Annotated in this window: 16 protein-coding genes and 1 riboswitch; of the genes, 4 read left to right on the top strand and 12 right to left on the bottom strand. The window is 62.1% G+C overall.

Annotated features, from left to right (window positions below; all coding sequences use genetic code 11):
• Positions 1 to 63: 63 nt before the first annotated feature.
• Entirely contained in the window at positions 64 to 432 is a 369-nt protein-coding gene (gene gcvH / locus EOA36_RS10910) for a glycine cleavage system protein GcvH (RefSeq protein ID WP_127277662.1), read from the bottom strand.
• Between the two features lie 5 nt (positions 433 to 437).
• On the bottom strand, positions 438 to 1,535 hold the full coding sequence (gcvT, locus tag EOA36_RS10905) for a glycine cleavage system aminomethyltransferase GcvT (RefSeq protein WP_127277661.1): 1,098 nt from the start codon (positions 1,533 to 1,535) through the stop codon (positions 438 to 440).
• A 149-nt stretch (positions 1,536 to 1,684) separates the two neighbouring features.
• Positions 1,685 to 1,771: riboswitch (glycine riboswitch) on the bottom strand.
• Between the two features lie 249 nt (positions 1,772 to 2,020).
• Here gcvT and EOA36_RS10900 point away from each other — a divergent pair.
• Complete coding sequence (locus EOA36_RS10900; protein ID WP_127277660.1) at positions 2,021 to 3,022, top strand: hypothetical protein; 1,002 nt, start codon at positions 2,021 to 2,023, stop codon at positions 3,020 to 3,022.
• Here the strand turns inward: EOA36_RS10900 and EOA36_RS10895 are convergent.
• The 10 genes from EOA36_RS10895 to EOA36_RS10850 all read right to left on the bottom strand — a co-directional run bounded on the left by EOA36_RS10895 (position 3,019) and on the right by EOA36_RS10850 (position 10,960).
• Positions 3,019 to 3,456, bottom strand: coding sequence for a GNAT family N-acetyltransferase (locus EOA36_RS10895; protein ID WP_127277659.1), 438 nt, complete (start codon positions 3,454 to 3,456; stop codon positions 3,019 to 3,021). The genes EOA36_RS10900 and EOA36_RS10895 overlap by 4 nt on opposite strands.
• On the bottom strand, positions 3,456 to 4,247 hold the full coding sequence (locus EOA36_RS10890; RefSeq protein WP_127277657.1) for a molybdopterin-binding protein: 792 nt from the start codon (positions 4,245 to 4,247) through the stop codon (positions 3,456 to 3,458). Before EOA36_RS10890 ends, EOA36_RS10895 begins: the two co-directional genes overlap by 1 nt.
• A gap of 1 nt (position 4,248) precedes the next feature.
• A complete protein-coding gene (locus tag EOA36_RS10885; RefSeq protein WP_127277655.1) occupies positions 4,249 to 5,130 on the bottom strand; it encodes a cytochrome b/b6 domain-containing protein in 882 nt (293 codons plus the stop codon).
• Between the two features lie 97 nt (positions 5,131 to 5,227).
• Complete coding sequence (locus tag EOA36_RS10880; protein WP_127277653.1) at positions 5,228 to 5,905, bottom strand: DUF1345 domain-containing protein; 678 nt, start codon at positions 5,903 to 5,905, stop codon at positions 5,228 to 5,230.
• 30 nt (positions 5,906 to 5,935) lie between these two features.
• A complete protein-coding gene (locus EOA36_RS10875) occupies positions 5,936 to 6,403 on the bottom strand; it encodes a YaiI/YqxD family protein (protein ID WP_127277651.1) in 468 nt (155 codons plus the stop codon).
• Between the two features lie 65 nt (positions 6,404 to 6,468).
• On the bottom strand, positions 6,469 to 7,038 hold the full coding sequence (gfa, locus tag EOA36_RS10870) for an S-(hydroxymethyl)glutathione synthase (protein ID WP_127277649.1): 570 nt from the start codon (positions 7,036 to 7,038) through the stop codon (positions 6,469 to 6,471).
• Between the two features lie 27 nt (positions 7,039 to 7,065).
• Positions 7,066 to 7,317 carry a hypothetical protein gene (locus EOA36_RS10865; RefSeq protein ID WP_127277647.1) on the bottom strand — a complete coding sequence of 84 codons (252 nt, stop codon included), beginning with the start codon at positions 7,315 to 7,317 and terminating at the stop codon, positions 7,066 to 7,068.
• Positions 7,314 to 8,414, bottom strand: a complete 1,101-nt coding sequence (locus tag EOA36_RS10860; RefSeq protein ID WP_348629807.1) for an S-(hydroxymethyl)glutathione dehydrogenase/class III alcohol dehydrogenase — start codon at positions 8,412 to 8,414, stop codon at positions 7,314 to 7,316. Before EOA36_RS10860 ends, EOA36_RS10865 begins: the two co-directional genes overlap by 4 nt.
• Positions 8,415 to 8,484: 70 nt before the next feature.
• Positions 8,485 to 8,874, bottom strand: a complete 390-nt coding sequence (locus EOA36_RS10855) for a VOC family protein (protein WP_127277644.1) — start codon at positions 8,872 to 8,874, stop codon at positions 8,485 to 8,487.
• Between the two features lie 1,186 nt (positions 8,875 to 10,060).
• Positions 10,061 to 10,960 carry a GNAT family N-acetyltransferase gene (locus tag EOA36_RS10850; RefSeq protein ID WP_127277642.1) on the bottom strand — a complete coding sequence of 300 codons (900 nt, stop codon included), beginning with the start codon at positions 10,958 to 10,960 and terminating at the stop codon, positions 10,061 to 10,063.
• 233 nt (positions 10,961 to 11,193) lie between these two features.
• On the opposite strand from EOA36_RS10850, the gene argE reads away from it, so the two are divergent.
• The 3 genes from argE to EOA36_RS10835 are packed head-to-tail and all read left to right on the top strand — an operon-like array spanning position 11,194 to position 13,631.
• The gene (gene argE / locus EOA36_RS10845) at positions 11,194 to 12,318 is read left to right on the top strand and encodes an acetylornithine deacetylase (RefSeq protein ID WP_127277640.1); all 1,125 of its coding nucleotides are present in this window, start codon (positions 11,194 to 11,196) and stop codon (positions 12,316 to 12,318) included.
• A gap of 12 nt (positions 12,319 to 12,330) precedes the next feature.
• Positions 12,331 to 13,254 carry a glyoxylate/hydroxypyruvate reductase A gene (locus EOA36_RS10840; RefSeq protein ID WP_127277638.1) on the top strand — a complete coding sequence of 308 codons (924 nt, stop codon included), beginning with the start codon at positions 12,331 to 12,333 and terminating at the stop codon, positions 13,252 to 13,254.
• Positions 13,255 to 13,277: 23 nt separating this feature from the next.
• A complete protein-coding gene (locus EOA36_RS10835; RefSeq protein ID WP_127277636.1) occupies positions 13,278 to 13,631 on the top strand; it encodes a cupin domain-containing protein in 354 nt (117 codons plus the stop codon).
• Positions 13,632 to 13,895 lie beyond the last annotated feature (264 nt).

The following is a 13,895-nucleotide window of genomic DNA, read 5'->3' as shown; positions in this document are numbered from 1 at the left end:
GGGTCCGATGTGGCGAGCCGAGAACGGGTAGGGGGCAGCGGTCATGTCAACAAGTTCCTGATGTCAGGCGATATGGGCTTTGTAGGCGGCCTCATCCATGAGGCTGGCGAGCTGGCTTTCGTCGGCGAGCTTCATCTTCCATAGCCAGCCGGCGCCGGTCGCCGCCGAATTGACCAGTGATGGGTCGGAAGACAGCGTGCCGTTGGCCTCGGTGACTTCACCGTCGACCGGCGCGTAGACGTCGGAGGCCGCCTTGACGGATTCGACCACGACGGCGGTATCGCCCTTGGCGAGCTTCTTTCCCGTTTCCGGCAGTTCCACGAAGACGAGGTCGCCGAGCTGCTCCTGCGCATAATCGGTGATGCCGACGGTAGCGGTGCCGCCTTCGACGCGGAGCCATTCGTGGTCTGATGTGAAATAGGTTGTTGCCATGGAATTCATCCTTTGCGGTAGCGATGAGGGGTGAAGGGCAGGGAACTGATTTCGACTGGGATCTTCGTGCCGCGCACATCGGCGAAAACTCGCGTTCCCGTCTTTGCCAACGATGTGGTGACATAGCCCATGGCCACGGGATGGCCGGCGGACGGGCCGAAGCCGCCCGAGGTGACATGGCCGACCGGGTTGCCGTCGGCGTCGAATAGCGCCGCGCCCGCGCGTACCGGCTGGCGGCCTTCGGGCTTCAACCCAACGCGCTTTTGCGCCGGGCCCCGCTCCACGGCGGCGCGCAAGGCGTCGGCACCGATAAAGGCGCCGGAAGCCCTGGTATCCCTTGGGATTGCCCACATCAGCGCCGCCGCGGCCGGGTCGGTCTCCGGTGTGATGTCCTGGCCGTGCAGGCAGAGGCCGGCTTCGAGCCGAAGGCTGTCGCGCGCGGCAAGGCCGATCCAGAGCACGCGCTCGTCCTCGAGCAGTTTGGCGACCAGGTCCCGTGCGTCCGCCTCCGGCAGGCCGATCTCGAAACCGTCCTCGCCGGTATAGCCCGACCGGCTCATGAACCAGTTTTTCCGTGGCTCGACGCCGTGCATGAACAGCAGCGAGCCGGTCTCGATGCCTGCGCGGGAAAGGGCGGCCCAGGCTTCAGGGCCCTGGATGGCCAGGAACACACGGTCGAGCGGCTCGACCTGCACATCGAAATCAGCCGCCAGCGCGCGCAGATGCTTTTCATCGGCGATGGCGTTGCCGGCATTGGCGACGACCATGAAGCGGTCGTCGCCAAGTCGGGTGACGATCAGATCGTCGAGAATGCCGCCTGCCTCATTCAGGAAGAACGTCAGTTTGGACTGCGAAATCTCGAGCGTGCCGGCGTCCAGCGGGCAAGCGCGGCTCAACAGCGCAGCCGCTTCCGGCCCGCCGACCTCGAACAGCTTCATATGCGAGATGTCGAACAGCCCCACATGTTCGCGGGTGTGAAGATGCTCCTTCATGACGCCGGCCGGATAGGTCAACGGCATCGACCAGCCGGCAAAGGCGCCGAAGCGCGCACCGGCGGCTGTATGGATGTCTTCGAGGGGAAGGTGTTTGTCGTCGCCCGTCATGTCGTCTCCAGAGTCGCACGCAATCGGTCGCTGATGGCGACCAGTCCGTGCCCCTCTGTCTGAAGCCTGAGAGACTCGCGCAGCCGGAACTCTGTCAGCGGCGCTTACACCTTCGGCGCGGGGGCAAGCCCCGACTTTCCAGAGTGTCTTTCCCGTCTACGGTTCTTTTGCCTGAGAGATTTCGGGCGATTTCCCCTTCGGCGGCAGCTCTCGCTGCTCTCTCCCGCAAACAGGTAGGACTCAAACCCTGAGCCCTCGACGCGCCATCCATAGCCCGTCGGCGACACCTTGTCACCTCCCAGCGACATCTAAGCGCGTCCCGCGCTTTAGATCTTTGTTGATGCATGTCGTTCTCCCAAAACCGCTGCACACTTTTGGTCGACATTGATCTCACAAGTCTTCGCTAACCACGCCATTTGGCGGTTTTTCAAGACACTCCTGATATAGCAGGCAGATGTGACGCGTTGGGCGGACGGGGACGACAGATGGGCGAATTGATCATGAGCGCTCCGGTGGCGGGGCTGACGTCGAAGAACCGGATTGCTGCGGAGGATGTCGTGATGCTGCGCCGCGACGTGTTCGCCGACGGCGTGGTGAGCCGCGGCGAAGCCGAGGCCTTGTTCGCGCTCGACCAGACGGCGCGAGACAAATGCGCGGAATGGGCACCGTTCTTCGTCGAGGCGGTCACCGACTACATCGTCCACCAGGAAAAGCCCTCTGGCTATATTTCGCAGGAAAATGCCGATTGGCTGGTCCGCACGATTTCGCGCGACGGCATGGTCGACAGCCGGACCGAACTCCAATTGCTCGTTCACGTCCTGGAAGAGGCGAAATCCTCGCCGGGCCGGCTTTGTGTCTACGCGCTGGAGCAGGTCGCCAATGCCGTCGTCGACGGCAAGGGACCGCTGATGCTGGGCGGTGCGCTGGTGCCTGGATTGATCGCCAAAGCGGAAGTCGAGCTTCTGCGCCGTATCCTCCATGCCCATGGCGGCGACGGCAACATCGCCATCACCCGGGCCGAGGCCGAGGTGCTTTTCAGGATCAACGAGCGGACAGCCCAGGCCAACAACGATCCGTCCTGGAACGATCTGTTCGTCAAGGCTATCGCCAATTTCGTCATGTGCTCGGCCGGTTACGAAGCGCCCACCCGCGAGGTGGCGCTGCGCCACGAAACCTTCCTCGATCACGCGGGCCCGGAATTCGGCGGTTTCTTCAGCCGCATGGTCTCCGGTGGCCTCGCCGGCATCATCGAGGCCTATCGGTCGCCGGATGACATAGAGACCGAATGGGAGGCGAAGAACAGGGCCGCCGAGGCGCTGGCCCGCCGTGCCGAGACGATCGATGCCGGTGAAGCCGGCTGGCTGGTCGGACATATCGGGGTGAACCGGCCTCTGTACGAGAATGAGCGTGCACTGCTGACCTTGATCAAGCATGCCTCGCCGGAAATCCATCCGGCACTGAAGCCGTTGCTCGACAAGGTGGCCTAAGCAGCGCCGGCCGCCGCGACCGTTTTACACAGGATGATGTTGGAATGGCCTTCGGGCCATTCCGCCAGTTCGGCCATGCGCTCGAAGCCGGCCTTTTCATACAGGCCTGGTGCCTGGAAGTCGTGGCTGGAGACCCAGATCGTCTTGACGCCGCGATCGGCGGCCTCGGCGACAAAAGCGTCGAGCAATTGCCTTGCGTAGCCGCGGCCTCGGTAAGCCTCGTCAATCCACATCAATGTGAGCTCGCACGTGCCCGCCCAGGAATAGCCGGCGGCTACTCCGATCGCGTGTCCCGCATCATCACGGATGACAAAGGCCAGTTCCCGGTCGTCGTCGCGGTCCGTCATACGCCGGTTGTCGCGATGGAGACGCTCCTCGAGCGAACTCAACTCGATGGGCGACAGATCGTGCTCGGCCTCTATGCGGGCGGCCATCAAATCCCGCCGTACCAGTCGTAGCCGTTGTCCTCCCAATAGCCGCCGCGGCCGCCGCCAATATTGGCGAAGCCGTCGACCAGTTCGATCTTGTAGAGATATTTCGGCATCTTGTAGCCGAGCTGGCGCTCGACACGGACGCGCAGCGGCGCGCCGTTCTCTACCGGCAGCGGCTTGCTGTTCAGGCCATAGGCAAGGATGGTCTGGGGATGGCGGGCATCGATCAGGTCGATCGTCCCGTAATATTTGATGTCGCCCGACAGGCTGCGGTCGATCGTGTCGAGGCAGTGGAACATGACATAGCGCGCCTGCGGCTTGACCACCGCCTGGTCGAGCAGCAGCGACAGCGGCGTGCCGGTCCATTTGGCGATGCAGCTCCAGCCCTCGACGCAGTCATGGCGCGTGATCTGGGTGCGGCTCGGCATGTTCATGAGCTGCTCGCGGGTGAGCGACAGCGGCTTTTCGACGAGGCCTGAAACCTCTAGGCGCCAATCGGCGAAGTTGTTGGCGAGCAGGGCCTTGTATGCGTCGTCATCCGGCGCGGTGACGCCGTTCGGCCGCATTGGCTGACGAATATCGGCTTCAGTGAATTCCGGCGCCAGCGAACTGCCACCGCCCAGCAACCGTTGTGCCCTGTGGGTCAGGCCATTGGCGTTTTCGAGGAAACCGCGCAGGCCGCTGCCGATGCTGAGCTGGCTGTCGAAGGCGTCGCAACCCGACAGCATGATGCCGGAAGCGCCAAGGCTGGCGGCGGTGAGGAATTTCCGGCGGCTGATCTCGAATTTTGCCATGTCAGGCACTCCTCTCGGATGTGTTGTCGTCATGCGCGGGAGGATCGGTGCGGTACCAGCCGGTGATGATCGAACGCAGCTCATTGATCGGGCCGGAGGCCAGAATCATCAGGATGTGAATGATGAAGAAGGCAACCAGCAGAGCCATGACGGTGAAATGAATAGTGCGTGCCGTCTGCCGCCCGCCGAGCAGATCGTTGAGGAAGGGCAGCACCGAATCCATGCTCGGCGACATGGCGAGGCCCGTGATAATCATCAGAGGCAAGAGCACGAACAGCACGCCGCCATAGGCCATTTTCTGCAATGTGTTGTATTCGCGCGTGTGGTGGAATTTGAGCCTGGCGTGATTGGCGATGTCCTGTGGCAAGCGTTTGAGGTCATCCAGGCGCGGCGCCAGATCGCGGCGGATGTGGCCGTTGATCAGGCCGGCGACCAGCCAGACCAGCAAAGTCGCAGTCAGGATCCAGGCAAAGAAGAAATGGATCACACGGGCGGTGCCGAGGTCATAGTAGGAGGGGATCGTCGCCCAGGATGGGAAACCGCGCGCCGTCTCGTTACCGGCAGGACCCGACCAACCGAGGACGCCTGTCGTGTCGAAGCGGTGCCCGAAGATTTCGGTGTAACCGCGCGGACCGGCATTGGTGTTTTCGGCGCCTATGGCGAAAATGGTGTTGCTGTAGCCGAAGCCGGATTGCTTGCCGATGTAGAGCTGCGGCCGGGCATTGAAAATCTGCAGGCCGGATAGCAGCATGAAAAACAATGAGATGGCCCAGAGCCAGTGTGTCAGCCGCGTCCATCGCGACTGCCGGTAGATCAATGTTTTCTCTTTTGAAGCGGGGACACCCGGTCCAATTTCGGATTGGCTTCTGGCAACCGATTCCATCTTGTCTGGTCTCCCGGCCTTGCGGCTTGGCCTACGTGTTCATTGTCCTCCTGATACGTCGCGATCCAAACCGATGTTTCATCCGATCACGGATTTATTACGGACCGCCCAGGCTGACGGCGAGATTGACGGCCGCGGCCACGATGACGGTGTTGAAGAAGAACGACAGGACCGAGTGGACAAGCACGACACAACGCATGTGCGTCGTGGAAATGTTTGTGTCGGCGGTCTGTGCCGTCATGCCGATGACGGTCGAGAAATAGAGGAAATCCCAGCCCTCGGGGCGTTTGTCGCCCGGGAACAGCAGACCGCCGACCGGGATTTTCTTGTTGGTCTCGGCGTCGACCGCATCGCCGTCCATCCAGTAGACATGGGCATAGTGGAGCGCCGCCATGGCATGGATGGTGAACCAGCCGAGCGGGATCGACAGCAGCGCGAAGCCGAGTTGGATCGGGTGATCCCCATCTTTCCGATTGATCAGCAGGAACAAGGAGACAACGGCAAAGCCGACGACAACGAGCGTCACCGCGAAGATGACCAGCACCGGCTGATCGGTGGCGCGTGCATTCTTGCTGAGATACTTGCCGGTGAGTTTGGGCATCTGGCTGACGACAAGAACGACGTAAGCGGCAAAAAATGCGTTGGCGCCGATCGAATAGGCGAGCGGGGCGTGCAGCAGCAACGCCACAAGCAGCGCAAACGCACCGAGACACGCCGATACCGCAAACAGCATGTGGCGCTGCATGGGTTTCTCGATCGGGGTTTCGGCGGCCATGGCGGTCTCCACCTGGATGGCGCTTTGTTGCTAGTCCGGTGTGGCGGATTTCAGCGCGCGCCGCAAGATACGGTCGAGTTCGCCGAGGAAGCGCGAGCGGTCCTGCGGCGCGAAGGAGGCATTGTAGCCCTTGCTTTCGCCGGTTTCGCGCAGATGCTGCTTGAGGTCCCGCATCGCTACCGCCATGCCGATCGTTTCCGGTGTGAAGGGCCGCCCGGTCGGTCCCAGCACATGCGCGCCGAGCGCCACCGTGCGGGCAGCAAGCGGAATGTCCGCCGTCACCACGATGTCGTTAGGCTTCGCGTTCTCGACGATCCAGTCGTCGGCGGCGTCGGCGCCCTTGGACACCACGACATTGCGGATCATGGGGTCGCGGGAGGGACGCAGCCCGCCATTGGAAACGTAAGTGACGATGACGCCATGGCGTCCGGCGACCTTTTCGACCTCGGCCTTGACCGGGCAGGCATCGGCGTCGACGTAGATGGCTGGTGCGGGCATTGTCTCTCCAGAAACAAGCAGGGGCCGGAAACGCATCCGGCCCCATACCTGAATTGTCACAGTTGTCAGGCGGGCAGCGCGCCGGACTTCTTCGCCGTCCAGGTGGCGATGTAATCCATCAGGCCCGGATTGAGGCAGTCATAAGGCTCCAGCCCGATTGTCTTCAGCCGGGCCCGGATGCCGTCCATACGCTTGGGGTCGACGCCCGATTCGATGATCGACGAGACGAAGGCGGTGAAGCCCGGTGGCGACCAGCCATCCTCCTCGAAGCGCTCGGGATGGATGAAGGACAGGCCCTTGAATGGATGGTCGCGCTCGACCGGCCCATGCATGTGGACGCCGCAGCCGGTGCAGGCATGGCGCTGGATCAGCGCAGAGGGGTCGACCACTTTGAGCTTGTCACCATTCTCGGTGACCGTGACGTCGCCCGTGCCGGCCACCGCAACCACGGAGAATATCGCGCCGTCAGGCTTCCAGCATTTGGTGCAGCCGCAGGCATGGTTGTGGGCGATCTGTCCCTTGACCTTTACCTTGACCGGCTTGCTGGTGCAGGCGCAGACCAGCGTGCCGCCGGCAAAGCTCGCGCTTTCCCTTGGCAGGCCATTGTCGATTTTCGGATGCAGTTTCTCAGGCATTTCATTCCTCCCTGTTTGTCATCTCGACTATGTCTCGATGACGACCTCATTTTCCATGAAGTGCAGCTTCAGCAGGCGATGTACTTCGGTGAGACTCCTCCTTAGAAAATGTCCATGCACGAGGTAAGCGACCTGATCATGCGCCCGATCGATCTCCTCCAGATTGATCGTGACGCGCTTTTCTTCCCGAAAGCTGCGCCAAAGATCCTCACCAAAGTTCCGTATTCGATGGATCGTCGACTTCTCAGGGTCGACGAAGCGAATTCGAACCTCCTTCAATAAACCACCACGCTCCTGATCGACTTGCCCTCATGCATGAGGTCGAAACCCCTGTTGATGTCCTCGAGCTTCAGCGTATGGGTGATCATCGGATCGATCTGGATCTTGCCGTCCATGTACCAGTCGACGATCTTGGGCACGTCGGTGCGGCCACGCGCGCCGCCGAAGGCGGTGCCCATCCAGCTGCGGCCGGTGACCAGCTGGAACGGTCTTGTCGAAATCTCCTGGCCAGCGCCGGCGACGCCGATGACGACCGATTTGCCCCAGCCGCGATGCGAAGCCTCCAGCGCCTGGCGCATCACCTTGGTGTTGCCGGTGCAGTCGAAGGTGTAGTCGGCGCCACCGATCTGGTCGGCGCCGCGCTTGGTCATGTTGACGAGGTGAGGGACGATGTCGCCGTCGATCTCCTTCGGATTGACGAAATGCGTCATGCCGAAGCGCTCGCCCCAGGCCTTCTTGTCGTTGTTCAGGTCGACGCCGATGATCATGTCGGCGCCGGCAAGCTTCAGGCCCTGGATGACGTTGAGGCCGATGCCGCCGAGGCCGAAGACCACTGCGGTGGCACCTTGCTCGACCTTGGCGGTGTTGATGACCGCGCCGATGCCGGTGGTGACGCCACAGCCGATGTAGCAGATCTTGTCGAAAGGAGCGTCGGGATTGACCTTGGCGAGCGCGATCTCGGGCAGCACGGTGAAGTTGGAGAAGGTCGAGCAGCCCATATAGTGGAAGATCTTGTCCTTGCCGATCGAGAAGCGCGACGAGCCGTCCGGCATCAGGCCTTGCCCCTGGGTGGCGCGGATGGCGGTGCACAGATTGGTCTTGCGCGACAGGCAGGACGGGCACTGCCGGCATTCGGGCGTGTAGAGCGGGATGACATGGTCGCCCTTCTTGACGGAGGTGACGCCCTTGCCGACATCGACCACCACGCCGGCGCCTTCATGGCCGAGAATGGCCGGAAAGATGCCTTCGGGATCGGCGCCCGAGAGCGTGAATTCGTCGGTGTGGCAGATGCCGGTCGCCTTGATCTCGACAAGCACCTCGCCATCGCGCGGTCCCTCGAGGCTGAACGCAGCAGGAAGCCAGGCACATTTCTGCATCGGAACGAGGCTGCCTGGCCAGCGGAGCGCCCGAAGGTCTATGCAGTCGCCGAAGGCGCGTTCGTTCAGCTCACACGGCGCTGGCCTCGTAAAGTTCGATCGGGAGTCCGTCCGGATCGGCGATGAAGGTAAACAAGCGCCCAGTGTAGGGGTCTGTTCGGATTGGCTCCACGTCAACGTCTCGCGACCGAAGCAGCTCGGCAGTTGCCTCGACCGACGCGACCACGAAGGCAATATGTCTTAATCCGCAGGCCTCGGGCCTGCTGGGCCGACTCGGCGGATCCGGGAAACTGAACAATTCGATCTGGACGAGGCCATGACGCAAGTCGCACTTCCAAGACCGCCTTTCGGGGCGCCACTTTTCGGCGAGAATGACGAAACCAAGCTTGCTCGTGTAGAACTGCTTGGACGTCTCATAGTCGCTGCAGATGATTGCGACATGGTGGACAGCCAGGAGCATCACATTGGCCTCGCGTAAGCGTCGATAACGCGTCGCAGGCAGAATCGCATCGGTATGCCTTGGGCGCAACTACGAGCCGACACCGGTCTTGCCTTACGTCATTGAAGCAAAAAAGTGGGGACGTAAACCGCGGCTCGCGCTGGACTACGGGCACGGCCGGATAAGAACAGGTGTGATGGCGGCGAAGGTCACAGCGCGTTCAGAGGCCCTCGGGGCACCGAATAGCATCGTTCCCCCTTCGAAGACGTCATCCTTTCTCCCATGATGCAAATCCGCCTAAAGTAGATGCTGAACTAGTGCCTTTTAGAAGGACGTTATCATGAGACCGTATTCGACTACTCGTCGTCCGATCACTTCGGAGCGCATCGGACGGGCTCTCGACCGCGTTGCCGAAATCGTCGCCCAAGGCGACCAAGGTGAGGCATTGCGTCCGCTATACGATTACCTGGACGGCGCTATGCAGGATCTTCGGACGAAGGACAAACGCCTCGCGGCAGTACGCGAGCGATTCACACGATCTAAGGGTTGAATTAGGGCGCGACCTTCGGCCTAGTAGCGGTCACTGATGGTCGCCCCGAAGCTAGCCCAGCTTGAGCATTCTTCACGTCAGGACAATCCCTTAAAGATTGAGGATCGGCCAGCAGCGAGAAGCTCATCTGGTGGCCCGGTTGGCTTAGATCTATTCCAACACCAAGATAATGTTTTTATTTATCTTTTTAGCTTCTTTATCGGAAATTTGTATCACAATATGTAGCACTTCGAGGCAACTTTTTGCCCTTGGTGCGGCCGGAGCCCGACGCCATAGAGCAACATCGCTGGTGGGCGCGGAGGAGGTACGAAAACCGTTGATTTATTGGGCTTTCGTGGGACAAAATCCGAAATCTTCCCGCATCGTTCCGTATGGTTGCGTGACCGCCTAAAAGTCGAAGGAATGATTCCCTGTGCGAGCTGCGAAAGTGGGATGATGCCTGCTCGACTGTCCTAGTCCAGCCAGGCCACTGATCTAACTGGGTTTTTTCTTGTTTTGAGCTTCGAAGCCCTGCGCGCAAGCCGTCAGAGCCCTAAAGTATTGATTTTAAAAGGATATCCTCAACGACAAGAGACCAGCCTCCCTAAATCCTGTGTCTCGAAAAGTGCCGTCGCCCAAGGCTGGGGCAGCGGCGACGGCCCGCGTCCTCGGCTGACCTTATCCGAGAGTTTGACTGGCGAGGGCAAATGTCATCGGTGTGGCTGCACCGCCGACCGAAAAATCGGCGAGGCGTTTGCCGATCGACATGGTCAGCACGGTGTCATAGACCGGCATTCCGCTGTGCGCTAGAAAGGCGGCGAATTCGCCGTCTTTCATATGGGTATCGACTCTGAGGAAAGACCCGGAATGGCCGGCCACATGCGGTTGGACGATCGCCACAGCGTCGGCGTCGCTCTCCGCCACGACAGGTCCCACGACATGGCCTCGCCCGAACGGCCGGCAGAGCGCGAAAGCACTGAGCGTGTCGCCCTTGAAAAGGCCATAGCCGACCGAGTGCGCGAAAAGCTTTTCGATGAGCGCCTCACGCCTCACACCAAATCCCGCCGCGTCGAGCGCGATGACGGCGTGGATATCTTTCGCGTCCAGAGTCCGGATGTCGCCCCGCGTCCCGGATCCGGCCATCGTTGGCGCGCGGGCTATGCCTTGGCATTGATAGACGGTCTTTTCCGGCTGGAAGTCGAGCGAGAGATAGAGCCGCTTTGCGGCCCGGGTTGCATTAAGCCGCAGATCACGCCCGGTGACCTCGTCGAATATCCGTTTCATCAGCCATTGCGCCGCGCCCAGCGTCTGCAGGCGCGGCGAGGTAATGACCATGCCGACGGTCGCGAAATCGGCGCCATGTCTGAACCACATGGCCGAGCCGAGAACGCGCCCTATCTCGTCGAGCACCACGAAACCCTCACCCACGTCGCGCAGGAATTGCCAGTCCTCGGCCCGGTGCGGCCAATTCACCGACAGCGAGAGCGCGTGCAACCGGTCCAGGTCGACGTCTTCGATGCCGCTGACGCGCATCGAGAAGGCATCGATTTTCAAGCTTTCGGACGGCTTCAATTCCATGCCTCTGAAACCATTGCCGCTATGGAGAGGTCCACAACGGCCACTCCTGCCCCGCCGACGCTAAACAATCGGACCGATATGATCTGTTCGAAAGCCACGCGCCAACGCAAGATTCAACTGAAACACTTCCGCTTTCGGCACGCAATCGCGAAGGAACGCGCACATTGTTGAGCGTATCGGCCCGACGAACCGGAGTGCCAAATGCCCAAACCCAGAATATTTTGAGGTCTGGAATGGACGTCTTCGACATAATCGGCCGTCTCATCGCCTTTCCATCCGTGGCCGGCAAGCCGAACGGCGACATTGCCAGCTGGATCGAGTCCTACCTGTCGGAACAGGGAGCGACGGTCACCCTGCTTCCGGGGCCGGAAGGCGACCGCTCCAATCTCTTCGCGACGATCGGTCCTGCCGACGTCCCCGGGTATATCCTCTCGGGCCATATGGACGTTGTCCCCGCCGGCGAGCCGCAGTGGAGTTCGTCCCCTTTCGCGTTGCGCCGCGACGGCGAGCGGCTCTACGGACGCGGCACCAGCGATATGAAGGGGTTCCTTGCCGCTACGTTGGCAGCGGTGCCTGCTCTGTCGCGGCTGCGCCTCGCCAGGCCGATCCATTTCGCGTTCTCTTACGATGAGGAGATCGGCTGCCGCGGCGTGCCGCACCTCATCGCCCGCCTTCCCGAATTCTGCGCCAAGCCGCTCGGCGTCATCGTCGGCGAGCCGAGCGGCATGCGCGCCGTGCGCGGCCACAAGGGCAAGGCGGCCGCCCGTATCACCATCAAGGGGCGTTCCGGTCATTCCTCCCGGCCCGATCTCGGGCTCAACGCCATCCATGCGATGTCCGAGGCACTGAACGCGGCCGTCAGCGAGGCCGAACGGCTTACACATGGCCCGTTCGATCCAACCTTCGAGCCAGCCTATTCTTCGCTGCAGGCCGGCGTGATCGCTGGCGGACATCAGGTCAACATCATCCCCGACAGCTCGACGCTGGACCTGGAGGCGCGCGCCATACCGGGCGTCGATCCGGCGAGCCTGCTCGCGCCGGTCAAAGCGCGGGCCGAGGCGCTTGCCGCCAAGGGGTATCTGGTCGAGTGGACGCCGATGAGCGCCTATCCAGCGCTGTCGCTGCCGCAGGACGCAGCACTGGCGGCGCTGCTGGGTGAGTTGACGGGCGAGGCACCGCTTGCCGCCGTCAGCTATGGCACCGAGGCCGGGCTCTACCAGGCCGCCGGCCTGGATGCGATCATCTGCGGTCCCGGCGATATCGGCCGCGCCCACAAGCCGGACGAATATATTCTCGCCGGCGAACTCACCGCCTGCCAGCGCATGATCGAAGCGCTGGCTGCGCGTTGCGCGGGTTGAAGGGAAGCCTGGATGACATTCCTGTTCAATTCCGATGCGCGACGCGCTGCAATATTTGCAGATGCGTTTACCCAGGACTTGCCGGACGTTGCCTTCGCCACGGATGCCGCAACGGTCGATCCCAACGCCGTGCGCTACCTCATCACCTGGACCGTGCCGGATAATCTCGCCCGCTACAATAACCTGGAAATCCTGTTTTCGATTGGCGCGGGCGTCGACCAGTTCCGCTTTGATGCGGTGCCCGCGACGGTGAAGATCGTGCGCATGGTCGAAGAAGGCATCGTGCGCATGATGCAGGAATATGTGACGCTGGCCGTGCTCGCCTTGCACCGCAACCTGCCCGCCTATCTGGCGCAGCAGCGGGCCGGCGAATGGCTGGACATTCCGCAGATCCAGGCCGGGTCGCGCCGGATCGGCGTGCTCGGCCTCGGCCAACTCGGCCAGGCGGTTCTCGAACGGCTAAAACCGTTCGGCTTCCCGCTCGCCGGCTGGAGCCGTTCGCCGCGCCAGATCGACGGCGTGACCTGCCACCACGGCGAGGTTGGGCTGGAGGCGATGCTGGCGGCCAGCGACATATTGATCTGCCTGCTGCCGCTGACCGAAGACACGCGCGGATTTCTCAATGCCGGTCTGTTCGCAAAGCTACCGCAAGGCGCGGCCCTCGTTCATACGGGCCGGGGGCCGCAGCTCGACCATCAAGCGCTGGTCGCCGCGCTCGACAGCGGCCAGCTCTCGGCGGCGATGATCGATGTGACCGATCCCGAACCCCTGCCCCCGGACCATCCGCTCTGGTCGCATCCGAAGATCATCCTCACCCCGCATGTCGCCAGCGTCACCCAGCCCGTGACCGCGGCACGCGCCGTCATCGACAACATCCGGCGCCACCGTGCCGGCCTTGAGCCGATTGGGCTTGTCGACCGGTCGCGCGGCTATTGAAATCCAACCAGAAAGGCCATCCCTTGTCCCTGCTCAAGACCGTCGATACCAACCCAGCCTTTTCGCCGCGCGAATCCAGGTCGCTGCCAGAGCGGCTGATTGCCGGCGACCCAGCCTTCAAGACCTGGGCGCAGGATGTCGCCAAGGACGATCTCGTCCATACCGGCGTCTGGGAGGCGACGCCGGGTGAGACGCGCTCGATCAAGGGCGAGACTTTCGAGTTCTGCCACATTCTCTCCGGCGTGATCGAGATCATACCGGACGCCGGCGAGAGGGTGACCTACCGCGCCGGCGACAGCTTCGTCATGAAGCCCGGCTTCACCGGTGTCTGGAGGACCATCGAAACGGTGCGCAAGATCTACGTGACCGTCGGATAGCGAGGCACGTCGTCGCGCGGAAGATTTTGCCGTCCCTCGTGCCTGGCACGCAACATTCGTCGGTGGCGGAACGCCGAACAGCGCATGCTGCGTGGCGCCACGCGCTAGGCTCCAGCCGGTGCCGCAGAGTGGTTGTCGATGAGCCTGAGCTTCGATCCCGATACAATTCCCCTCCCCGTCGGCCATTTCATCGGCGGGGAACTGATCCCGGCCGGGGGCGTGATCGGGATGCGTCGCCCGTCGGACGGCAAATCCTATACGGAC

The organism is Mesorhizobium sp. M8A.F.Ca.ET.021.01.1.1, assembly GCF_003998025.1.
In the GTDB taxonomy this organism is placed as follows: Bacteria; Pseudomonadota; Alphaproteobacteria; order Rhizobiales; family Rhizobiaceae; genus Mesorhizobium.
This window is presented reverse-complemented; position numbering and strand designations above follow the sequence as displayed.

Coding starts and splice junctions, on each gene's coding strand:
- gcvH (WP_127277662.1), bottom strand. CDS start 432: ATGGCAACAACCTATTTCACATCAGACCACGAATGGCTCCGCGTCGAA.
- gcvT (WP_127277661.1), bottom strand. CDS start 1,535: ATGACGGGCGACGACAAACACCTTCCCCTCGAAGACATCCATACAGCC.
- EOA36_RS10900 (WP_127277660.1), top strand. CDS start 2,021: ATGGGCGAATTGATCATGAGCGCTCCGGTGGCGGGGCTGACGTCGAAG.
- EOA36_RS10895 (WP_127277659.1), bottom strand. CDS start 3,456: ATGGCCGCCCGCATAGAGGCCGAGCACGATCTGTCGCCCATCGAGTTG.
- EOA36_RS10890 (WP_127277657.1), bottom strand. CDS start 4,247: ATGGCAAAATTCGAGATCAGCCGCCGGAAATTCCTCACCGCCGCCAGC.
- EOA36_RS10885 (WP_127277655.1), bottom strand. CDS start 5,130: ATGGAATCGGTTGCCAGAAGCCAATCCGAAATTGGACCGGGTGTCCCC.
- EOA36_RS10880 (WP_127277653.1), bottom strand. CDS start 5,905: ATGGCCGCCGAAACCCCGATCGAGAAACCCATGCAGCGCCACATGCTG.
- EOA36_RS10875 (WP_127277651.1), bottom strand. CDS start 6,403: ATGCCCGCACCAGCCATCTACGTCGACGCCGATGCCTGCCCGGTCAAG.
- gfa (WP_127277649.1), bottom strand. CDS start 7,038: ATGCCTGAGAAACTGCATCCGAAAATCGACAATGGCCTGCCAAGGGAA.
- EOA36_RS10860 (WP_348629807.1), bottom strand. CDS start 8,414: ATGCAGAAATGTGCCTGGCTTCCTGCTGCGTTCAGCCTCGAGGGACCG.
- EOA36_RS10855 (WP_127277644.1), bottom strand. CDS start 8,874: ATGCTCCTGGCTGTCCACCATGTCGCAATCATCTGCAGCGACTATGAG.
- EOA36_RS10850 (WP_127277642.1), bottom strand. CDS start 10,960: ATGGAATTGAAGCCGTCCGAAAGCTTGAAAATCGATGCCTTCTCGATG.
- argE (WP_127277640.1), top strand. CDS start 11,194: ATGGACGTCTTCGACATAATCGGCCGTCTCATCGCCTTTCCATCCGTG.
- EOA36_RS10840 (WP_127277638.1), top strand. CDS start 12,331: ATGACATTCCTGTTCAATTCCGATGCGCGACGCGCTGCAATATTTGCA.